The 18,911-nt window shown below is 67.0% G+C and carries 23 protein-coding genes; 18 read left to right on the top strand and 5 right to left on the bottom strand.

Annotated elements, in window-relative coordinates; genetic code table 11:
* Positions 1 to 74: 74 nt before the first annotated feature.
* The 4 genes from D3D02_RS07845 to D3D02_RS07830 all read left to right on the top strand — a co-directional run bounded on the left by D3D02_RS07845 (position 75) and on the right by D3D02_RS07830 (position 3,385).
* On the top strand, positions 75 to 419 hold the full coding sequence (locus tag D3D02_RS07845; RefSeq protein WP_121569417.1) for a hypothetical protein: 345 nt from the start codon (positions 75 to 77) through the stop codon (positions 417 to 419).
* A gap of 166 nt (positions 420 to 585) precedes the next feature.
* Complete coding sequence (locus D3D02_RS07840) at positions 586 to 1,134, top strand: hypothetical protein (RefSeq protein ID WP_121569416.1); 549 nt, start codon at positions 586 to 588, stop codon at positions 1,132 to 1,134.
* A gap of 91 nt (positions 1,135 to 1,225) precedes the next feature.
* Positions 1,226 to 2,572, top strand: a complete 1,347-nt coding sequence (hisD, locus tag D3D02_RS07835; protein WP_121569415.1) for a histidinol dehydrogenase — start codon at positions 1,226 to 1,228, stop codon at positions 2,570 to 2,572.
* Positions 2,573 to 2,578: 6 nt separating this feature from the next.
* Entirely contained in the window at positions 2,579 to 3,385 is an 807-nt protein-coding gene (locus D3D02_RS07830) for a bifunctional 2-polyprenyl-6-hydroxyphenol methylase/3-demethylubiquinol 3-O-methyltransferase UbiG (protein ID WP_233560602.1), read from the top strand.
* A gap of 61 nt (positions 3,386 to 3,446) precedes the next feature.
* Here D3D02_RS07830 and D3D02_RS07825 read toward each other — a convergent pair whose 3' ends face one another.
* Positions 3,447 to 3,872, bottom strand: coding sequence for a universal stress protein (locus D3D02_RS07825; RefSeq protein WP_121569414.1), 426 nt, complete (start codon positions 3,870 to 3,872; stop codon positions 3,447 to 3,449).
* A 111-nt stretch (positions 3,873 to 3,983) separates the two neighbouring features.
* Here D3D02_RS07825 and D3D02_RS07820 point away from each other — a divergent pair, with 111 nt between their 5' ends.
* Both D3D02_RS07820 and D3D02_RS07815 read left to right on the top strand, forming a co-directional pair.
* A complete protein-coding gene (locus D3D02_RS07820) occupies positions 3,984 to 4,349 on the top strand; it encodes an iron-sulfur cluster assembly accessory protein (protein WP_121569413.1) in 366 nt (121 codons plus the stop codon).
* A 110-nt stretch (positions 4,350 to 4,459) separates the two neighbouring features.
* Positions 4,460 to 4,711 carry a DUF5816 domain-containing protein gene (locus tag D3D02_RS07815; RefSeq protein WP_121569535.1) on the top strand — a complete coding sequence of 84 codons (252 nt, stop codon included), beginning with the start codon at positions 4,460 to 4,462 and terminating at the stop codon, positions 4,709 to 4,711.
* 29 nt (positions 4,712 to 4,740) lie between these two features.
* Here the strand turns inward: D3D02_RS07815 and D3D02_RS07810 are convergent, their stop codons facing one another.
* Entirely contained in the window at positions 4,741 to 5,118 is a 378-nt protein-coding gene (locus D3D02_RS07810; protein ID WP_147435585.1) for a hypothetical protein, read from the bottom strand.
* Between the two features lie 99 nt (positions 5,119 to 5,217).
* Here D3D02_RS07810 and D3D02_RS07805 point away from each other — a divergent pair, with 99 nt between their 5' ends.
* The 6 genes from D3D02_RS07805 to D3D02_RS07780 all read left to right on the top strand — a co-directional run bounded on the left by D3D02_RS07805 (position 5,218) and on the right by D3D02_RS07780 (position 9,332).
* Positions 5,218 to 5,559, top strand: coding sequence for a hypothetical protein (locus D3D02_RS07805; protein WP_121569411.1), 342 nt, complete (start codon positions 5,218 to 5,220; stop codon positions 5,557 to 5,559).
* 81 nt (positions 5,560 to 5,640) lie between these two features.
* The gene (locus D3D02_RS07800; RefSeq protein WP_121569410.1) at positions 5,641 to 6,351 is read left to right on the top strand and encodes a hypothetical protein; all 711 of its coding nucleotides are present in this window, start codon (positions 5,641 to 5,643) and stop codon (positions 6,349 to 6,351) included.
* Complete coding sequence (locus D3D02_RS07795; protein ID WP_121569409.1) at positions 6,348 to 7,010, top strand: hypothetical protein; 663 nt, start codon at positions 6,348 to 6,350, stop codon at positions 7,008 to 7,010. The genes D3D02_RS07800 and D3D02_RS07795 overlap by 4 nt, the downstream gene beginning before the upstream one ends.
* 105 nt (positions 7,011 to 7,115) lie before the next feature.
* Positions 7,116 to 7,325, top strand: a complete 210-nt coding sequence (locus tag D3D02_RS07790; RefSeq protein ID WP_121569408.1) for a dodecin — start codon at positions 7,116 to 7,118, stop codon at positions 7,323 to 7,325.
* Positions 7,326 to 7,426: 101 nt separating this feature from the next.
* A complete protein-coding gene (locus D3D02_RS07785) occupies positions 7,427 to 8,821 on the top strand; it encodes a bifunctional UDP-sugar hydrolase/5'-nucleotidase (protein WP_121569407.1) in 1,395 nt (464 codons plus the stop codon).
* 103 nt (positions 8,822 to 8,924) lie between these two features.
* Positions 8,925 to 9,332, top strand: a complete 408-nt coding sequence (locus D3D02_RS07780; protein ID WP_121569406.1) for a universal stress protein — start codon at positions 8,925 to 8,927, stop codon at positions 9,330 to 9,332.
* Positions 9,333 to 9,365: 33 nt separating this feature from the next.
* Here D3D02_RS07780 and D3D02_RS07775 read toward each other — a convergent pair whose 3' ends face one another.
* Positions 9,366 to 10,499, bottom strand: coding sequence for a mechanosensitive ion channel family protein (locus D3D02_RS07775; protein ID WP_121569405.1), 1,134 nt, complete (start codon positions 10,497 to 10,499; stop codon positions 9,366 to 9,368).
* 103 nt (positions 10,500 to 10,602) lie between these two features.
* Between D3D02_RS07775 and D3D02_RS07770 the strand changes: the two genes are divergently transcribed.
* The 6 genes from D3D02_RS07770 (at position 10,603) to D3D02_RS07745 (ending at position 16,254) form a co-directional block, all read left to right on the top strand.
* On the top strand, positions 10,603 to 11,343 hold the full coding sequence (locus D3D02_RS07770) for a proteasome assembly chaperone family protein (RefSeq protein ID WP_121569404.1): 741 nt from the start codon (positions 10,603 to 10,605) through the stop codon (positions 11,341 to 11,343).
* 143 nt (positions 11,344 to 11,486) lie between these two features.
* On the top strand, positions 11,487 to 12,545 hold the full coding sequence (trmB, locus tag D3D02_RS07765; protein WP_121569403.1) for an HTH-type sugar sensing transcriptional regulator TrmB: 1,059 nt from the start codon (positions 11,487 to 11,489) through the stop codon (positions 12,543 to 12,545).
* Between the two features lie 176 nt (positions 12,546 to 12,721).
* Positions 12,722 to 13,879: a DNA primase small subunit PriS gene (gene priS / locus D3D02_RS07760; RefSeq protein ID WP_121569402.1), complete on the top strand. Its 1,158-nt coding sequence runs from the start codon at positions 12,722 to 12,724 to the stop codon at positions 13,877 to 13,879.
* On the top strand, positions 13,876 to 14,994 hold the full coding sequence (locus D3D02_RS07755) for a hypothetical protein (RefSeq protein WP_121569401.1): 1,119 nt from the start codon (positions 13,876 to 13,878) through the stop codon (positions 14,992 to 14,994). Before priS ends, D3D02_RS07755 begins: the two co-directional genes overlap by 4 nt.
* A 50-nt stretch (positions 14,995 to 15,044) precedes the next feature.
* Positions 15,045 to 15,515, top strand: a complete 471-nt coding sequence (gene bcp / locus D3D02_RS07750) for a thioredoxin-dependent thiol peroxidase (RefSeq protein ID WP_121569534.1) — start codon at positions 15,045 to 15,047, stop codon at positions 15,513 to 15,515.
* 328 nt (positions 15,516 to 15,843) lie between these two features.
* Complete coding sequence (locus tag D3D02_RS07745) at positions 15,844 to 16,254, top strand: hypothetical protein (RefSeq protein ID WP_121569400.1); 411 nt, start codon at positions 15,844 to 15,846, stop codon at positions 16,252 to 16,254.
* Positions 16,255 to 16,295: 41 nt separating this feature from the next.
* Here the strand turns inward: D3D02_RS07745 and D3D02_RS07740 are convergent, their stop codons facing one another.
* Complete coding sequence (locus tag D3D02_RS07740; RefSeq protein ID WP_121569399.1) at positions 16,296 to 18,557, bottom strand: CDC48 family AAA ATPase; 2,262 nt, start codon at positions 18,555 to 18,557, stop codon at positions 16,296 to 16,298.
* Positions 18,554 to 18,802, bottom strand: a complete 249-nt coding sequence (locus tag D3D02_RS07735; protein ID WP_121569398.1) for an Hsp20/alpha crystallin family protein — start codon at positions 18,800 to 18,802, stop codon at positions 18,554 to 18,556. The genes D3D02_RS07740 and D3D02_RS07735 overlap by 4 nt, the downstream gene beginning before the upstream one ends.
* Between the last annotated feature and the right edge of the window lie 109 nt (positions 18,803 to 18,911).

The raw sequence follows: 18,911 nt of genomic DNA, 5'->3' as shown, positions 1-18,911 counted from the left end.
ACCGGACGAAAACGCGATTGACGGACGGCCCGTTTAACGTCAGTGCAGCTGTTGGCTCCGGATGAGGATCGACGATGAAACGAACGACGCTACTCGCCGTCGCGCTCGCCGCACTCCTCGCGGTGACGGGTGCGGCGGCCGCGACGCCCGGCAGTACAGCCCCGGCAGACACTGGCAGCGGGCCAGCGGCGACCGACGCAACCGATCGTTCGGGTGCGGCCGGACAGGCCGGGCCGCCGGACGACCTCCCCGGCCCTGTTCCGGACTTCGTCTCGAATATACACGGCGTGATCCAGCAGTTCCTCGACGGGACGCTCGACTCACTCGGTCCCGAGGTGAGCGAGGCCGCCGGTAACGGCGACGAGGCCGACGCGGCCGACGCGGCCGGAACCGCAGGAGAGTCGACGGCGGACGCGTGACGCCACCGGCGCACTCACCTGTCAGCACAGATATCGATACCCATATCCGCGTGCTCGAAGACCAATCCGGTATTCGACGGCAGCCGGTGCGGTCCCGGACGTCCCCACGGGCTTCGGATCCGACCCCGGCTACACGCCAACTCACGATCACACGCACACACGAGTTATGAGAGGAAAACCGATCATCGTCATCGCGCTTGTCATCGCACTCGGGGCCGGCCTCGTCGTCACGGGCACGGACGTTCTTCCCGGCAACGACGACGGTGCGGCCGACCCGTTCCCGACGGAGACGGCTGCACCGTCGGCACAGGAGACGACGCAGGTCGCCAGTGGCTCGGGTGGGGAGACGGCCACGCCGACGGCCACACCGACCCCACCGTTCGGTTTCACGATCGAGAACATCGAGGAGTGTGGCCAGACCTGCCGCGACGTCACGTCGACGCTGACGAATCAGCAGGACACGACGGCCGAAGACGTCGTCGTCTACACCCGCATCTTCGCCGGTCAGGGGACCGACGGGGACGTCGTCTGGCGTGGTGACGCCGGCGTCGGGACGCTCGGTCCCGGACAGTCCTACACGACGACGCGGCGCGTCGAACTCGGATTCCAGGATGCGCTGGCGGTGCAGAACGCCGACGGATGGATCACCGTTCAGACAACTGTCGAGACCGCCGACCAGACCGTCACGTTCACCGACGAACGACAGGTCGCCTGATCAGCGGCAGGCCCGTTCGATCGGCCACGAGACCGTGGTCTGCGGTCGCATATCCGGAACGTCCTTACCCGCCCGCGTCGAATCGCGCCGTATGAAGCTGGAAGTTCGGGCTATTTCTGACCTCTCGCCCGACGAGCGAGCGGCGTTCTTCGATCGCGACGCCGGCGTGAGCGACGTCCGGGCCGACGTCAGCGAGATCGTCGGCCGCGTGCGCCAGGAGGGCGACGTCGCCGTCCGTGAATACTGCCGTGAGTTCGACGGCGTCGAGGTCGGGAACCTGGATATCACCGACGACGCCGAGCGCGCCTACGAGGCGATCGACGACGACGTGCGCGAGGCGATCGAGACCGCCGCGGAAAACATCAGAAAGTTCCACGAGCGTCAGGTCCCCGACGACTGGCGGGCGTCGTTCGGTTCGGACGGCGGCGAGTCCGGAAGCGGGCGCCGAGAACTCGGCCGGCGCTTCCGGCCGCTCGAACGGGTCGGCGTCTACGCGCCCGGCGGCACTGCGGCGTACCCCTCGAGCGTCCTGATGGGCGTCGTGCCCGCGAAGGTCGCGGGGGTCGAACACGTCGCGCTCGCGACGCCACCGGCGGAAGACCTCAATCCCGTCACGCTGGCGGCCGCACACGTCGCCGGCGCGGACCGAATCTACAGCGTCGGCGGCGCGCAGGCCATCGGCGCGCTCGCGTACGGGACCGAGAGCGTCACCGCCGTCCAGAAGGTCGTCGGCCCCGGAAACAAGTGGGTCACGGCGGCGAAAGCCGAAGTCAGAGGCGACGTCGACATCGACTTCCTCGCCGGCCCCTCGGAGGTGCTCGTCCTCGCCGACGACACCGCCGACCCCGAGTTAGTCGCGTCCGACCTCGTCGCGCAGGCCGAACACGACCCCAACGCGTCCGTCGTGGCCGTCACCGACGACGAGAGCCTCGCAGAGGACGTCGTCGCCGCGGCCGAAGCGCAGGCCGACGACCGCGAGCGTGCGGACGTGGTCCGCGCGGCGCTCGAAAACGACGCCTCGGGCGTCCTCTACGCGCGGTCGATGTCCGAGGCCGTCCTGTTCGCCGAGGAGTACGCCGCCGAGCACCTCTCGATCCAGGCCGACGACGACGAGGCGCTGCTCGATCGGATCACGAACGCCGGCAGCGTCTTCCTCGGCCCGTACACGCCCGTCGCGGCCGGCGATTACGCCTCCGGGACGAACCACGTCCTCCCCACCTCCGGCGGGGCAAAGCGCTACGGCGGGCTCTCGGTCGACACGTTCCTCCGCTCGACGACCGTCCAGCGCCTCGACCGCGACGGCCTCGCGGCGCTCTCCGAGACGGTGACGACGCTCGCGGAAGCCGAAGGGCTCGAAGCGCACGCCGAGAGCGTCCGCACGCGGTTCGAGGGCGTGGACACCGACGGCGCGGGTACAGAACCGACGGACGCGGAGTGATCCGGGATGTCGGACCGCGGTCGCCGTCCTCCGACCTTCGCGGACGCCTGTGAGGCCGTGCTTTCGAATCCGGGAGACGACCACGGTGCCGAGACGACGCTCGCTCCCGTGCACGCGCGGTCGATTCCCGACGGGTGGGGCGAGCGCCGGAAGCGACTCGTCGCCTCGCGTTTCTCTGCGGACGTCGACCGCGTGCTCGAACTGGGGTGCGGCGTGGGAGCGCTCCTCCGCGAACTGGGAACGGAGTACGACGTCGTCGGCGTCGACTCCAGGCGCGAGTACGTTCGGTTCCCCGCGGCGCGCGGCGCGGCCGTCGTCCGTGGCGACCCGACTCGGCCCCCCGTCCGACCGGTATTCGACGGCGTCTGCGCCGTCGAGGACGTGGCGAGTAACGTGCCGCCGGTCGACCTCTCCGTCGCGGCCTACGGGGCGCTTCGGCCGGGCGGCATCTTCGTCGTCGCCGCGCCGACCGATCCGACCGCTGTCCTCGACTCCGGCGTCGAGACCTACAGCGGGTCGCGCTACCTGCTCGAACGTGCGGTCGACGTCGCGGCCGACGGCGTCGCCACGATAGACTATCGGATCTCCGACCGCCGGACGGGCAAGACCGCGGTCACGACCGAAAAGCGGGCGGTCCACACGACGTCCGCCGATGGACTCACCGCGGCGCTCCGAACGGCGGGGTTCGAGAACGTCCTCGTCGCCGGCGAGAGCGACGTGCCGGGCATCGTCGTCGGGGCCGGCGTTCGCCCCGTCGATACCGGCGGTCCCGCAGACGTGGGGACCTCCGGCCCTCCGGTGCTCGACGAGTAGCCGTTCTCGGCGCGTAGCGGTGTTCGACGACTTGAGGCGCCGGGTTACGTCTCCTGGCGGCTCACTCCGACTCCTCGCGGACGGTCAACACCGGAATCGACGACAGTCTGACGATTCGCTCGGTCGTGCTGCCGAGGAGGTATCGATCGAGGCCCGAGCGGCCGTGGGTCCCCATCACGATGAGGTCGGCGCCGACCATTTCGCCGTAATCGAGAATCGTCTCCACTGGGTCGCCCGTCTCGACTGTGTCGACGATTTCGACGTCGCTGTCGAGTCGCTCTCTCGTCTCCGAGGTGACCCGTTCGCCCTCGGCTTCGAGCGCGTCGACGACCCGGCCGCCGACCGTCGTGACGCTGTCGCGGTTCGTATCGGCGACGTAGAGGAGATGAATCGTCGCGTCATTTTCCCGGGCGAGCGAGACGGCGTGGTCGAGTGCGGCGTCCGCTTGGTCGCTGCCGTCGGTCGGAACGAGAATCGTCTCGTACATACGCGGCGGTTCGAAACCCCCGGACAAATATCTCCCGTCGTGAGGGCTTGGCCAGAGTGCATCGCCGGCAGCGTCAACATTAACACGCTGCGCTTGCTATAATATAGCAATATGAGTACCGAAACGGCCGACAGCAGTGGCGATCCGGCGGTGACCGTCACGCAGGAGGCCGCATCGGAAGCGCTCGAACTCATCGAGTCCGAAGGGCTCGACACCGACGTGGCGGGTCTCCGACTGTTCGTCCAACAGGGCGGGTGCGCGGGGCTCTCCTACGGGATGCGCTTCGACCACGAACCCGAAGCGGACGACGCGATCGTCGAACAGCACGGCCTGCGGGTGTTCGTCGACCCCGCGAGCCAGAACTACGTCGGCGGCTCGACGCTGCGCTACGAAGGCGGTCTCCAGGGCGCCGGCTTCCACGTCGAGAACCCCAACGTCGTCAGCGAGTGCGGCTGCGGCGAGTCGTTCCGGACGTAGCGACGTCGACTGTTTTCGGGACTCACCGTTTCCGGTCCGCGACGGCTCCGCGATCTATCGGCGACTCGACCGAGCGTGAGGTCTATACCGACACCCCGTCAATCGCGGGTATGGCTGTCGAACTCGATCCCGTCGAGACGCCCGACGGAGAGACCGTCTACGTCGACCGGACTGAAACGCTCCGGGGTGCGAAGGGACCGTTCTTCGTCGTGTACACGACACCTGACCACGAGCAACGGTGGGGCTACTACTGCTCGAACTGCGAGTCGACGGACAACGCGATGGACACGATGGGACGCATCGAGTGCAACGTCTGCGGTAACATCCGAAAGCCCGACGAGTGGGACGCAGCACACGAGTGACCCCTCCGTCTGCGTGAGCAGGGCCGGCCTCACCGAGGGTGACGGCGGTCGCGGACGGCGGCGACCGCGGTCGGCCACTCGCGTTCGAGCGCGTCGAGCGCGCGATCGACGGCCGAGGCGTGTTTCGCGATCCAGGCCTCCTCTTTGTCCATCTCTCGCACCCACTCGGCGGGAGAGTCGATACCGAAGTCGGCGGCGGTGTACGACGTTTCACCGACAGTCACAGTTTCGTGCGGATCGCCGCAGTCGGCGCACCTGAGCGCGGAGACGACGAAGTAGCGTTCCAGTCGGTCGCGGACCGCGCTGTCGACGCCTGCAACCGCTGTTGGGTCCACGCCCGCTCGCACACAAGCGAAGCAGAGCACCGACCGGTACCGACGCGACGTGCCGCAGGATGGGCAGTTCATCCGGGCGAACTGATTCCCAATGGGAGATAAACGTCCGCGACCATCCGTGTGTCATATCGTAACAAGATTTATGCTGTCGGGTGCAGTATCCTCAGATACATGCCCCCTGTCAGCATGCCTCCCTCGGAGGACGCCCGGGCGATTTTCAGTCGGCTGGGCTACAGTGTCTCGGGCGACGGACCGGACTTCGTCGCCGAGCGAAAGTGGCGCACCGTTCGCGTCACGGCGCTTTCGGACGGCGAAGATCTACGCGGACGCCGCGTGCTCGCGGACGGCGGCGAGCCGTCTAACGACTATCGATTCCGATGCTTTGTCGCACCGAAAGATGCCACAGGGGACGTACAGAATCGACTCGCGAGCGTCGATCCGAGCTACGAGTGGGCCGTGATCGGCGTCGACGACGACGGCGACTACGACGTTCACCTCCCGGACGCGAGCTAGCGCCGTCTCCGATCTGCGGCCGCAGCGATTCGACCGCGGCCGCACGAACCGTTTTGTACCCAGAGCCGCCTACCCGACGGTATGTCGAACTCCGGCCTATCGACTGTCGTCGAGAGCCGGCGGCTCAACGCCGCGTTGGCCGCTTCGATCCTCCTGTTTTTAGCCGTCGCCGCGGTCGCACAGCTCGTCGACGGCGATCACGAGTGGGCCGGGTTCACGATTGCCGTCCTCGCCGTCGCGCTCGTGCCGCCCATCGCCCGCCGGAGCCCGACCGCGATGCTCCCCTGGGAGGTCGTGCTTCTCGCGGCCCTCCCCATCGTCTCGCGAGCGCTCGTCGCCGGCGAGACCGTCGGCGGGATGACGTTCTCCGGCCGGATCGTCACGTACGTCGCCGTCGCTGCTGTGGCGCTCCTGATCGCAGTCGAACTCGACGTGTTCACCGAGGTGAAGATGAGCCACCGCTTCGCGGTCGTGTTCGTCGTCGTGACCACGATGGCCGCCGCGGGCATCTGGGCGGTCGTCCGCTGGCTCTCCGACGTCCTGCTCGGGACGCGATTCCTCTACGACGGCCGCCCCGAGGCCGTCATCGAGGAGGCGCTGATGTGGGACTTCGTGGCCGCGACGTTCGCCGGGATCTTCGCGGGTGTTCTCTTCGAGTATTACTTCCGGCGTCACGCCCGTCTCGTCCGGCGCATCCCCGAGAGCGACCCGGGTGCACGGCCGGATGAGGACGCTGGGACGCGGCCCCCAGGCGAGGTCGGCGTCTCCACAGAGGAGGCTGATGACCGATGAGGATCCGCGACATCCTCCACATCACTGACCGCCGCCAGCGACAGGCCGCCCGCGGGATGCAGGCGTTTCTGGTGCTGATGCTCCTGGCGGGCTTGCTGCTCCGAAGTGCCGGCGTCGTCGTCAACGCCCTCATCGGGCTCGTCGTGACGTTTCTCCCTGGCATCCTCGAACGCGACGCCGGGATTCCGATGGACGCCGGGCTGACGCTTTGGATCTCTGCGGCGGTGTTTCTCCACGCAGTCGGCACGCTCACGATCCCCGGAATCGGAAAGCCCTACGCGAACGTCTGGTGGTGGGACCACCTCACGCACGCCCTCTCGGCGAGTCTCGTCGCCGCCGTCGGCTACGCGACGACCCGCGCGGTCGACATCCACTCCGATTCGGTCTCGTTTCCGCCGCGGTTTCACTTCGTCTTCATCCTGCTCTTCGTCCTCGCCTTTGGCGTCTTCTGGGAGGTGATCGAGTTCGGGATCGGCCTCGCCGCATCGCATACCGGAACGAAGGGCGTCCTCACGCAGTACGGGCTCGAAGACTCGATGCTGGATCTCGTCTTCGACACCGTCGGGGCGATCCTCGTCGCCATATTCGGCAGCAGACAGCTCGGGGAGGTGATCGACGCACTGACGGCTCGGCTCGAAGAGCGGCGGGCCGGGCCGTGAGTCGACAGCGTCACGGGGACGGCTACCGAGGCGGCAGCAGAGTGCAACGCGGCCGCCGGACGGCCCCGAGACTTATCGTGCTCCGTGTTGTATCCCAGCACGGCGATGGTCTTCAAAAAAGTAACACTAATCGGACGGAGCGGAGAGAGTTTCGACGGAGCGGTCGACGATGCGATCGACCGTGCGGAAGAGACGCTCGACAACGTACATTGGATCGAAGTGGAGGAACTCGGCGTCGAGGTCGCCTCGGTAGAAGGACGGGAGTACCAGGCGGAAGTCACCGTCGCGTTCCAACTCCGCGAGGGCGCGGAGTAGCGTACGAGGTCGTCGCACCCTGCGCGGCGGTACGACCCCGCTGTGGCGATATGGACGACACACCGACGACTTCTTTTCTGTCGCCCCACCAGAGAGCGTGAATGCCGCGTCTCCTCCACTACTCCGACGTCGAGAACGTCTACGACGACCCGGCCCGCGTGGGGCGCCTCGCCGGCGCGCTCCGCTCTCTGGCCGGCGACGATGCGCTCGTCTGTGGGAGCGGCGACAACACCGCACCGGGCGTGCTCTCGCTGATCGAACGGGGTCGACAGGCGTTGGATCTCTTTCGCGCCGTCGACGCCGACGTCGAGACGTTCGGCAATCACGACTTCGACTACGGCCCGGAGGCGACGCGGTCGCTCGTCGCCGCCGCGCCCCAGACGTGGGTGTCGGCGAACGTCTACGAGAGCGACGGGGAGCGCTTCGCGGCCGACGACGTCGTTCCGCATACGATCGAGACGATCGACGGTGTCCGGATCGGCTTCGTCGGCGTCACCGATCCCGCGACGCCCTCGCTCAACCCGATGGCCGGGGAACTGCAGTTCAGCGATCCCTACGAGGCCGCCGGGACGGCCGTCGCCGAACTGCGTGCGGCGGGCGTCGACCGCGTCGTGGCGCTCTCACATCTCGGCGGCGGCGACGACGACCTCGCGCGCCGCGTCGACGTCGACGTGATCCTCGGCGGGCACGTCCACGCGGAGCGGCGTGAGTGGGTCGACGAGACGCTGTTGCTCCGTCCGGGCGCGAACGGCCGAGTCGTCTTCGAGGTGGCGCTCGAGGAGTCAGGGTCGATCGACGTCGAACGCCACGAGACCGCCGACGCCCCCGTTGCCGACGACGTCGTGTCCGCACTCCAGGGGCGCGTCGACGCCGCCGGACTCGACGAGGTCGTCGCCCACGTCGACCAGCCGATCGACCGCAGCGAACCGGCGGTGTTCGGCGGCGAGGCCCGAATCGGTAACTTCGTCGCCGACGCCTACCGGTGGTCCCTGGAAACCGACGTCGGCCTCCAGAACAGCGGCGGAATCCGCGACGGTCCGCCGCTCTCGGGCGACGTCACCGTCGCCGACCTCGTGAGCGTCATTCCCTTCGAGGAACACGTCGTCCGCGCGGAACTCACCGGCGCAGAACTCTGGGAGGTCTTCCGCGAGTCGGCGGCGGCGGTCGTCGACTTCGGCGAACCCGAGTGGTGGCACGGCCACGTCTCCGGGGCGGAACTCCGGTGGGACGACGACGCGACGGAACTCCTCGCAGCGCGGGTCGGCGGCGAGCCGATCGATCCCGAGGCAACCTACACGATCGCGACCTCCGCGTACCTCTTGCACACCGACCACGAGTTCCCGACGCTCGAAGAACGGCACCGCGCGGGCGAGGGCGACATCCAGTTCGAGGTGCTCGCCGCCTACGCTCGCGAGTTCGGTATCGACGCCGCAGTCGACGGGCGGATCGAGCGCGTTTCGGGCGGTCGAACGGCGCCCGCTGGAGCGGACGAATGACGGCCGCGACCGAGGGACTCCGTCGGCGCTTTCGAGACGGTCGCGGCCGCGAAACCCTCCGGAGTGAAAACGTTCAGGAGCCGTGGGGGCGTCAGATCCGACGATGACGCGCGTCGTGGTTCCCGTCCGGTATCCGCTGTCGAAGCACTCGCGAGCGACGCTCTCGGAGGCCATCCGGATCGCCAAGGACCGGGAGGCCGAGTTGACGGTCCTCCACGTCGACCTCTATCAGGAGAACCGCGGCGTGACTCGCGCCGAACTGAAGCGCGCCGTCGAAGCGTCGTTCGGGCCGCTCGAACGCACGCGCTACGTCGTTCGCCGTGGCTTTCTCGTCGAGGAGACGATCCTCGAAGAGATCGCGGCCGACGAGGCGGACGTCGTGGTCCTCGGCTCGAAGCAGGCGAGTCGGTGGCGGAAGATGCTCCGCCGGTTCCTCGACGACCCCGACATCGAGGCGTACCTCCGCGAGAAACTCGACTGCACGGTGATCACCGTCCGCGCCGACGGGTAGCGGACGGCGTTTTCCGACGGCCCGACGCGTCTCCTATGCGTCGTCGACTGACGACTCGTCTGCGTCGTCGGTCGCGTCGGTCTCGGTGGGTGACTCGTCGACCGCCCCCCGCTCGACTGCGGCGTGTTCGGTTACGCCTCGTTCGTCGCTACCGCTTGCTTCTCCACCTGTTACCTCCTCACCGCGTGCGACCCCGCCGCTCGATTCGCGTCCGTCCAGCGGCCCGCGTTGCCCGCTCACTCGTGCATCGAGCGTGCCGCTGGTGTCGTCGAAGACGAGGTGACGGTGCGGATAGGCGAACTCGATATCGGCGTCGTGGAAGGCGTCCCAGATCCGGTCGCGGACCCGCGACTCGATGGTCGGGATCTTGTAGGGCTTCTGCGCCCAGTAGCGGAGCGTGAGGACGACGCCGTCGTCGCCGAAGGCTGACCGGAGGACCGTCGGACGGGCGGGATACCGAGCACTGCCGATCCGGATGTCCGGCCCGCCCTCGACGACCTCGTCGTCTCTGGCGGCGGCGCGCCGCATCAACTTTCGGGCGTGTTTGGTATCGGATTCGTAGGTGACGACGACGTCGAGACTGAGCCGGACGCGTTCGTCTTCCGCGGAGTAGTTCGTCACGAAGTGATCCCGGATCGCGGAGTTCGGAATGACGAGAAACGTGTTGTCGAGGGTAAACAGCTTCGTGTAGCGGATCGTGATCTCGTCGACGAAGGCGCGCCGGCCGTCGTCCAGTTCGATCAGATCCCCGATCTCGTACGGCTGGTCGGCGAGGATGAACAGCCCGTTGATGATGCTCCCGACGATCGGCGCGAGCACGATACCGAGGACGGCCGAGAAAACCGTCACCGAGAGGACGAGGTCGCCGATCTCCAGCCCGAGGACGCTGGCGGCGACGCCGAGCGCGACGAGGACCACCCCGAGGCGAACCAGCCGCAGCACCATTTGTGCGACGCTCTGCCGGTGGAACTGTTTCGCGACGGAGCGCCCGACGAGTCGGACGACGTATCGTGAGAGGAGGATCCCGAATCCGAGGATCAGCGCGGCCAACACCCACCGCCAGCCGGGGAACTGAAGCCACTGGGGGACGACGCCTCCGAGCGATTCGCCGACGGACGGCGTAGGGGTCGGTACCGGCGTTCCCGTGGACGTCGTCGCCGACTGCATATCTGCGTCCACGACGGGGGCGAAGCATAAGCGTTCTTCCCGAGGGCGGCGCAGGCGTCGTCTGCGAGAAAATCATAAGAGGTATGTTACCGTCACACTCAATATGGCCGATCCCCCGCCACTACAGCCGGATTTCACGATCACTCACGACTCCGAGCCGAGCGAGACGCTCCTCGCGGGATTTTCGTCGTTCGGCCTCGCGGGGTTGACCGCCGTCGACTACCTCGTCGACCACCTCGAACTGACCGAGCAGGGACACCTCTCCGCGGAGGGCTTGCCGACTGTGACGCCGTTCGAGGAGGGGCGTCCACGACACCACACGCGGCTGTTCTCCCGCGACGACCTCGAGGTGAGCGTTCTGGTCGGAGAACTGTTCGTCCCCGTCGGGGCCGGCCGGACGTTCGCCGACGTGATCCTCGATTGGACCGAAGCGAACGGCGTCCGCGAGGTGGCTATCCTCTCGGGCGTCCCCATCCCACACGGCCCGAACGAACACCGGACGTACTACATCGCGACCGACGACTACCGCGAGCGTCGACTCGCCGACGGGTCGATACCGCCGATGGGGCAGGGCTTTCTCGACGGGACCAACGCTGCGCTCATCGAACGCGGCCTCGACTCGCCACTCGGAGTCTGTACGTTCGTCACGCCCGTCCACGCGCAGGTCCCGGACGTCGAGGCCGCGATCCGCCTGGTCGAGACGGTCGGGGACGTGTACGGCATCGACATCGATTCCGAGCCGCTCGAAGCGTTCGCGGCCGAAGTTGAGCAGTACTACGCCGAACTCGTAGATCGAATGCAGACGCGTGACGACGAGCTCCCCGAAGACAGGATGTATATGTGACCGATCTGCCTGGCACGCAGTGGTCGATTGGTTGAGGAAACGCGACCGACTCAGCCGCGCGCGGCCGGATGCAACCCTGTTCCGAAACACTGTGCTACTCGAACAATAGTAAATGGTAAGTGAGGGGGGCGAGAGGCTCACGTATGGCAGACGAACTCCGCACGACGTTGGAGCGGGTCGGAGAGCGCTTCAACCTCGGCGAATACGAGATCGAGGCGTATCTGGCCGTGCTCGAACACGGCGAACTGACCGCCTCCGAGATCGCCGACCGAACCGAGATCCCGCAGCCGAGAGTGTACGACACCGTCCGTAGTCTTTCGGACCGCGGCCTCGTCGAACTCCGTGAGTCGCGGCCGATGAAGATCGTCGCGGTCGCGCCCGACGACGCCTTCGGCAACGTCCAGCAGTCGCTCGACGACCTCGTCTCCGAACTGGAGGCCCGCTATACGGCCCCGGCGCGAGACACCGAAGCCGTCTCGCTCGTCAAGTCGCGCTCGACGATCCTGCGCTACTTCGAGGAGATCATCGAGGACGCCGAGTACGAACTGGTGCTCTCGCTCACCCCCGATCTGCTCCGCCGCTTCCGCGACGACCTCGCCGCCGCCCTCGACGACGGCGTGAGCATCGACCTGCTCGTGACGCCGGCCTCGCGCGCACCGGATCCCTCGGAGTTCGACTACCAGGAAGTCGCGACGGTCGCCCGCGCCCGCCGCGGCATCACCTCGCCGGTGCTCGCCGTCGCCGACGGCAACTACTCGATTTACGCGACTCAGGACGCGCTTCGCGACGACCGCGACCGCTACGGCGTCATCTTCAACCGCTCGGCGCTCGGATTCCTCGTCTCGGGCTTCTTCGGGACCGTCCTCTGGTCGACCGCGGAGACGCTCGTCACTGACGGCAAGCGCCGCCCGTTCCCACGCCGCTACGCGTCGATCCGCCGCGCCGTGAAGGACGTCCGCGAGCTCGACGGTCCGTTCTACGCGTCGATCACGGGCCGCGACATCGAGACGGGCGATCCGGTGATCGTCGAAGGGGAAGTCGAGACGACGACGTTCGAGGAGACCGAAGAAGTCGCATCGCTTCGCCTCAAGACGGACGACGGCGTCCTCGAAGTCGGTGGACTCGTCGCCGCGCTCGAAGACGTCGAGGCCCAAGAGATCATCCTCGGCCGCGACGGCGTCCCCGAGCGCGAGCAGTTCTGATACTGCCGGACAGCAGTTCGCGAATGATGGTGGCACCCACGGGTGCCGATACTCATCACACCGTTCTGTCCGACGGTATGAACAGCCCCGCGTCCCGCCCGGCGCGTCACGAGTCCCGTGCCGCCGTCGGCGAGACGCAACCGCTTTAGGAGTCCCTCTGTTATCGCCATCGACCGATGGAGGCGCGCACGCGGACCTATCTCGAAGGCCGATTCGGCGATTACTACCGCCGTAGCGACGTCTCCCTCCCGCCCGCCGCCGAGCGCCGCGAGTGGGGCCACATCCCCTGGAGCGCCGGGGCGACGACGATGATCCGCCACCAGTCGCTGCTCGACGTGGGCGATCTGGGCGATTTCCTCCACCGCACGGCTCCGCGGCACGTCTACTTCTCGTCGGCCCGGTTTTCGGACCCCGGCGCGAGTTCGATGGACGAGAAGGGCTGGCAGTCCGCCGATCTAGTCTTCGACCTCGACGCCGACCACCTCCCGGGCGTCGACCCCGAGGAGACCTCCTACGCGGAGATGCTCGCGGCCTGCAAGGACGAACTGCTGAACCTCCTGTCGTTCATCGACGACGACTTCGACTTCGAGGAGACCGAAGTCGTCTTCTCCGGCGGCCGCGGCTACCACGTCCACGTCCGCGACCCGTCCGTCAGAGGCCTCGACAGCGAGGCGCGTCGCGAAATCGTCGACTACGTCCGCGCGATCGACCTGGATGTCGATGGCCTCATCGACACCGAATCCAACCGCGGTACGACCCGCCGCGTGCTCCGCCGTCGCGGTGGCTGGGGCGCGCGCGTCCACTCCCGCCTCGTCGACCTGGCGGAATCGCTCCGCGAGATGGACGAGGCGGACGCGCTCGACCGCCTCCAGGAACTCGACGGCATCGGCGAGGGACGAGCACAGACGATTCTGGGGCAGATCCAGCACAACTTCGAGGCGATCCGCGAGGGCAACGTCGAGGCCGGCGGTCCCGGGACTCGCATTCTCGTCGACGCGCTCACGGCCGAGGCCGTCGAATCGGAGACGGCACCGATCGACGAGCCGGTGACGACCGACACGAAGCGGCTCATTCGTCTCCCGGGGAGTCTCCACGGTGGCTCGGGGCTGACTGTGATGCCGTTGGATCGCGCGGAACTCGACGATTTCAGGCCGCTTGAAGACGCGATCCCGGACCGATTCCGCGGGCGGGAAATCAAGGTGAACGTCACCGACCCCGGCCCGACGACGTTCGACGGCGACACGTTTACTATCGAGGAGGGAGAGCAATCCCTCGAAGAGTGCCTCGGAATCTTCTTGATGACCCGAGGGCGCGCGGAGAAAATTAAAGAATGAATTTAGACGAGTTGCGGAGCGTCCGACGCACAGAGCGCCAAAAGGATAGCCTCCAGCACCTCCGCGACTCGTTTTACGAAGACGTCGCCGCCTACATCGCAGAGCGCAAAGCCGAGCGACAGCGCGCGGCCGAGAAAGCCGCGGACCCCTTCGCCGATCCAGAGGTCGGACAGCTCACCGACGAGATCGAGACGGCCGAAGACGTCGTCGAGTCGATCTACGAGCGCCGCGTCGGCAAAGTGGTCAAACTCGCGTCGTTCGCGGCCGCGGATATGAGCGCCGACACCGACGGACTCACCGCCGAGGAGAAAGCGCTGTTCGACGATCTCGTCGCTCGGATCAAACAGAGCCGCGGAACCGTCCTCGACGTCCTCTCGGGCGAAGGCGAGAATGCGACGCCGGACGACACCCAAGCCGTGACCGGGGACGCGCCCGCTCCTGCGTCGTCGTCCCAGGAGCCGGCACCGGCGGAGTATTCCGACCCAACGCCGCCTGCGCCGTCCACTCCCTCACCGTCCGAAGCGAACGCTGCTGAGACGCCCGAGACGTCGGCGTCGACCACTGAACCGTCGAATCCCCAGTCTCACGAGACCGGGGCGGACGTGGATGCACCCACCCCGTCGGGGGCCACAGCGCCCGACGACGTCCTCGCGGAGGCGATGGGGGCGACAGACGCCGATTCCGCCGACGCCGACTCGTCGGCCGACGATTCCACTGGCAGGGAGTCGTCTGGGCCGTCGCCGGACGTGCCCCCGGACGCGCCGCCGGACGCCGCAGCGCAAGATGCGCCCGTCGTCGAGAGCGTCGGTGACGGTCGTAACGGCGACGGCGACGACCGGGAACCCGACGGCGGCGTCGTCGGCGCCGCACCGGTGCCGGAACACGCAGACGCAGCACCGGAATCTGCCGCCACACAGAGCGTCCACGCTGGTCCGTCGGATAGTTCCGAAACCGACGACGCCGACCGCGTCACGCTCCGCATCACCGAAGACGTGGGGCAGATATTCGGCGTCGACGAGCGCGAGTACGACCTCGCATCGGAGGACGTCGTGACGCTCCCGTCGACCAATGCGGGGCCGCTGTTGGACCGCGACGCGGCCGAACGCCTCGACTGACCGCACCGCCGAGCGGTACGTTGAAGCGCCTCTCTGCGAAACTGCCGGTGATGCTCGACACCGGAGAGACCGCCCCAGACTTCGAGTTGCCCGATCAAGACGGCGAGACCGCCTCGCTGTCAGCACACCGCGGCGAGTACGTCGTCGTCTACTTCTACCCGCGTGCGGACACCCCTGGATGTACGACGGAGGCGTGCGGGTTTCGCGACAATTTCGAGGCGTTCGAGGCGCGCGATGTGACCGTCGTCGGGATCAGCGACGACTCCGTCGACGACCTGGCGTCGTTCGCCGAGAAGTACGACCTCCCGTTCCGACTGCTCTCGGATCCGGACGGGGACGTCGCGAGCGCGTACGACTCCTACGGGGAGAAGAATATGTTCGGCAACACCTTCGACGGCGTCTTCCGGAACACCTATGTCGTCGGTCCCGACGGTGACGTCGTCCTCGCGTACGAGGGCGTCTCCCCCGACGGACACGCCGGAGCGATCCTCGACGATCTCGCGGAACTCGACGCCGCGTAAGGCGTAGCGAGGTCGCATCTGGAACACCGTGGTCGAATCTATAGGTGGCTCGATAGCGTCCTGGTCGACCGGGGCGAACACCAGAGTTCCGCTGAAATGAACTCTAAACTGGTTGTATCTTGAAGCTATCGAGAAGAACGTACTACTACATACTCCACAGTCCGGATAAAAACTCGTCGATCGGTCGAACGTGGGGCGGTCCGAGCGGGCACGTCCCGGCGGATCAATCGAGTCAGATCGCGGTCACCGCCGGGTCTCGATCCTCGATCAGCCACCGAAAATCGTGGCTACCTGTGGGTCTTTGATGGGTCGGCCCCGAGAGGTGGATATGTCGGACACAGCGGGAGAGCGATCGAATCGGTGGGGTCGCCCCTGGCCACCCCTCGGCGTCGGCGTGGCGGCCGCCCTCACGAGCCTCTACGGACTCGTGTTCGTCGTGGGTGGCGCCACCGCCGGGAGCGTTCTCGGCGTCGGCTACGGTCTCGTGCTCGTCGCAGTCGCGGCGCTCCTCTGGACGCGCCATCGATGGGGCTGGTGGGGGGCGATGGTCGTCTACGGGTTGGGCGCGTTGTTCGCGATGAGCAACATTCTCGCGGGCGACTCACGGTTCGCCGTCGCGGTCGTCGTCTCGCTGCTCGTGCTCCTGTATCTCTTGACTCACTACGAGTACTTCTTCCCGAATGCCGGGGTCACACAGTCCAACAGTGATGACGCCGACAGCGACGATTCGTCGGCGTGAAGCGAGTCGGTAAAAAGACGAAACAGTTCGGTGGGCGTCCCCTACTGGAACGTCCGACTGAACTCGGCGTCGGGTTCGCGCTCGACCTCGCTGGTCTGGAAGCGCTGTTCGATCTCCTCGTAGCGCTCGCGCGTCTCCTGGGTCACGCTGGGGCCGACCTCCTCGAGCGCCTGCTCGAAGTGCGCCATCGTCACGCGGACGTTGCCGACGGATTCGGCGACTTCCTCGCGCGAGACGCTGTTGATGAACTCTCGGCTCGCAGCCATCGAGGCCTCGCGGCAGACCGCTTCGATGTCCGCGCCGACGTAGCCCTCGGTCCGCGACGCCAGTTCGTCGAGGTCGACGTCGTCGGCCAGCGGCTTGTGCTCGGAGTGGACCTCGAAGATCGCCCGGCGCGCGTCCTCGTCGGGGACGGGCACGTGGACGTGGCGGTCCAGCCGGCCCGGGCGGAGGAGCGCCGAGTCGATGAGGTCAGGCCGGTTCGTCGTCGCGACGACGACGACGTCCTCAAGCGATTCGAGGCCGTCGAGCTCGGTTAGCAGCTGTGAGACGACGCGCTCTGAGACGCCCGAATCACCCGTGTTGCGGCCACGCTCGGTGGCGATAGAGTCGATCTCGTCGAAGAAGACCACAGTGGGTGCGTTCTCGCGGGCCTTCTTGAAGATCTCGCGGACGCCCTTCTCCGACTCGCCGACGTACTTATCGAGGAGTTCCGGCCCCTTCACCGAGATGAAGTTGGACTCGGACTCGTTGGCGACGGCCTTCGCCAGGAGGGTCTTCCCGGTCCCGGGCGGCCCGTACATCAGGACGCCCTTCGCAGACTGCATATCCATCGCGTCGAAGACCTCCGGGTACTCCAGCGGCCACTGGATCGTCTCGCGGAGCCGCTCTTTGGTGTCTTCGAGCCCGCCGACGTTCTCCCAGGTCACGTCGGGGACTTCGACGAACACCTCGCGGAGCGCCGAGGGTTCGATACCCTTGATCGCCTCCTTGAAGTCGTTCGTCGTCACCGACAGCGATTCGAGCACCTCGGCGTCGATCTCGTCGGATTCGAGGTCGAGTTTTGGGCGGATGCGCCGGAGGGCGTTCATCGCGGCCTCCTTCGCGAGGCTCTCGATGTCGGCCCCGACGAAGCCGTGGGTGTTGTCGGCGTACTCGTCGAGGTCGACGCCGTCTCCGAGCGGCATATTCCGCGTGTGGACCTGGAGGATCTCCTTTCGGCCCTCGCGGTCCGGCACGCCGATCTCGATCTCGCGGTCGAAGCGGCCGCCGCGGCGCAGCGCCGGGTCGATCGCGTCCACTCTGTTCGTCGCGCCGATGACGACGACCTCACCGCGTTCGTCGAGGCCGTCCATCAGCGAGAGCAACTGGGCGACGACCCGGCGTTCGACGTCGCCGCCGGCCTCGCCGCGCTCGGGGGCGATCGAGTCGATCTCGTCGACGAAGACGATCGCGGGGGCTTCCTCCTCGGCCTCCTCGAAGATCTCACGGAGCTGCTCTTCGGACTCCCCGTAGTACTTCGACATGATCTCGGGACCCGAGATGGTGTGGAAGGAGGCGTCGATCTCGTTGGCGACGGCCTTCGCGATCAGGGTCTTCCCCGTGCCCGGCGGGCCGTGGAGTAAGACGCCCTTCGGCGGCTCGATACCGAGCCGCTGGAACAGCTCGGGGTGTCGCATCGGGAGCTCGATCATCTCGCGGACCTGTTCGAGTTCCCGGTCGAGGCCGCCGATGTCCTCGTAGGTCACCGAGGGCGTCTCGCTCTCGGCTTCCTCTGCGGACTGGATCTCCTCGGCGGGCGTCTGGCTGATCGACACCTCGGTCGAGTCCGTAACGACGACCGTGCCGCTCGGCTCGGTCGAAGCGATCTTCAGGGGAATCGGCTGATTCGAGGAGGTCATAAAGCCGAACCCGAACGGCACGCGGATGTTCTGCCCCTGCGTGACAGGCTGGCCGGCGAGCTTGTCGCGGAGGTGTGCGCCGATGTTGCCGCTGATCCGGAGGTTCTGCGGGAGGGCCACAGAGACGTGTTTGGCGGGCTTGATATCTGCTTTCTCGACTTCGACGCGGTCGTCGATGCCGACGTTCGCCTGCTGGCGGAGCCGGCCGTCGATTCGGATCACGCCGGTGCCGCTGTCCTCGGGGTAGCCGGGCCAGACGCGAGCGATGGCGGTGCCGCCGTTGCCGTCGATGCGAATGTAGTCACCGCCTTCGAGGCCGAGCTCTTCGGCCGCCTCGCGGTCGATCGCCGCGAGGCCGCGTCCGGCGTCCTTCTGCTTGAGCGGTTTGACCGTGAGATTCATTTTTCGACCGTGATCGTGAGCACGCCGTTGTTCGTCGCGACCGATGCCTCCTCACCGGGGAGTTCGAACTCCGTCTCGGAGATCTGCTCGCCCGTGTCGGCCACGACGATCGCGGTCGTACCGACGACGTCGACGTCGATGTCCTCGGAGGCGAGGCCGACGTCTGCGGCGAGAACCCAGCAGTCGTCGTACTCGTACCGGCGGACGATCCGCTCGTTTTCACCGGCCAATTGATTGCTACTCATTGGTATTCCTAACTCCAAGTTAGTCGCGTAGATATTTAAATCTGTCGCGCACAAATCGCATCACTGCGGAGGGTATACCGAAATAACGGTTGAATTGCGATTCGGGGGT

The organism is Halobellus sp. Atlit-38R, from assembly GCF_003665925.1.
GTDB lineage: Archaea > Halobacteriota > Halobacteria > Halobacteriales > Haloferacaceae > Haloquadratum > Haloquadratum inordinatus.
Note: the sequence above shows the minus strand (reverse complement) of the source record. Positions and strands in the feature narration are given on the sequence as shown.

Bases quoted from the DNA above. Each gene is read 5' to 3' on its own strand.
- D3D02_RS07845 (WP_121569417.1), top strand. From the start codon at position 75: ATGAAACGAACGACGCTACTCGCCGTCGCGCTCGCCGCACTCCTCGCG.
- D3D02_RS07840 (WP_121569416.1), top strand. From the start codon at position 586: ATGAGAGGAAAACCGATCATCGTCATCGCGCTTGTCATCGCACTCGGG.
- hisD (WP_121569415.1), top strand. From the start codon at position 1,226: ATGAAGCTGGAAGTTCGGGCTATTTCTGACCTCTCGCCCGACGAGCGA.
- D3D02_RS07830 (WP_233560602.1), top strand. From the start codon at position 2,579: ATGTCGGACCGCGGTCGCCGTCCTCCGACCTTCGCGGACGCCTGTGAG.
- D3D02_RS07825 (WP_121569414.1), bottom strand. From the start codon at position 3,872: ATGTACGAGACGATTCTCGTTCCGACCGACGGCAGCGACCAAGCGGAC.
- D3D02_RS07820 (WP_121569413.1), top strand. From the start codon at position 3,984: ATGAGTACCGAAACGGCCGACAGCAGTGGCGATCCGGCGGTGACCGTC.
- D3D02_RS07815 (WP_121569535.1), top strand. From the start codon at position 4,460: ATGGCTGTCGAACTCGATCCCGTCGAGACGCCCGACGGAGAGACCGTC.
- D3D02_RS07810 (WP_147435585.1), bottom strand. From the start codon at position 5,118: ATGAACTGCCCATCCTGCGGCACGTCGCGTCGGTACCGGTCGGTGCTC.
- D3D02_RS07805 (WP_121569411.1), top strand. From the start codon at position 5,218: ATGCCCCCTGTCAGCATGCCTCCCTCGGAGGACGCCCGGGCGATTTTC.
- D3D02_RS07800 (WP_121569410.1), top strand. From the start codon at position 5,641: ATGTCGAACTCCGGCCTATCGACTGTCGTCGAGAGCCGGCGGCTCAAC.
- D3D02_RS07795 (WP_121569409.1), top strand. From the start codon at position 6,348: ATGAGGATCCGCGACATCCTCCACATCACTGACCGCCGCCAGCGACAG.
- D3D02_RS07790 (WP_121569408.1), top strand. From the start codon at position 7,116: ATGGTCTTCAAAAAAGTAACACTAATCGGACGGAGCGGAGAGAGTTTC.
- D3D02_RS07785 (WP_121569407.1), top strand. From the start codon at position 7,427: ATGCCGCGTCTCCTCCACTACTCCGACGTCGAGAACGTCTACGACGAC.
- D3D02_RS07780 (WP_121569406.1), top strand. From the start codon at position 8,925: ATGACGCGCGTCGTGGTTCCCGTCCGGTATCCGCTGTCGAAGCACTCG.
- D3D02_RS07775 (WP_121569405.1), bottom strand. From the start codon at position 10,499: ATGCAGTCGGCGACGACGTCCACGGGAACGCCGGTACCGACCCCTACG.
- D3D02_RS07770 (WP_121569404.1), top strand. From the start codon at position 10,603: ATGGCCGATCCCCCGCCACTACAGCCGGATTTCACGATCACTCACGAC.
- trmB (WP_121569403.1), top strand. From the start codon at position 11,487: ATGGCAGACGAACTCCGCACGACGTTGGAGCGGGTCGGAGAGCGCTTC.
- priS (WP_121569402.1), top strand. From the start codon at position 12,722: ATGGAGGCGCGCACGCGGACCTATCTCGAAGGCCGATTCGGCGATTAC.
- D3D02_RS07755 (WP_121569401.1), top strand. From the start codon at position 13,876: ATGAATTTAGACGAGTTGCGGAGCGTCCGACGCACAGAGCGCCAAAAG.
- bcp (WP_121569534.1), top strand. From the start codon at position 15,045: ATGCTCGACACCGGAGAGACCGCCCCAGACTTCGAGTTGCCCGATCAA.
- D3D02_RS07745 (WP_121569400.1), top strand. From the start codon at position 15,844: ATGTCGGACACAGCGGGAGAGCGATCGAATCGGTGGGGTCGCCCCTGG.
- D3D02_RS07740 (WP_121569399.1), bottom strand. From the start codon at position 18,557: ATGAATCTCACGGTCAAACCGCTCAAGCAGAAGGACGCCGGACGCGGC.
- D3D02_RS07735 (WP_121569398.1), bottom strand. From the start codon at position 18,802: ATGAGTAGCAATCAATTGGCCGGTGAAAACGAGCGGATCGTCCGCCGG.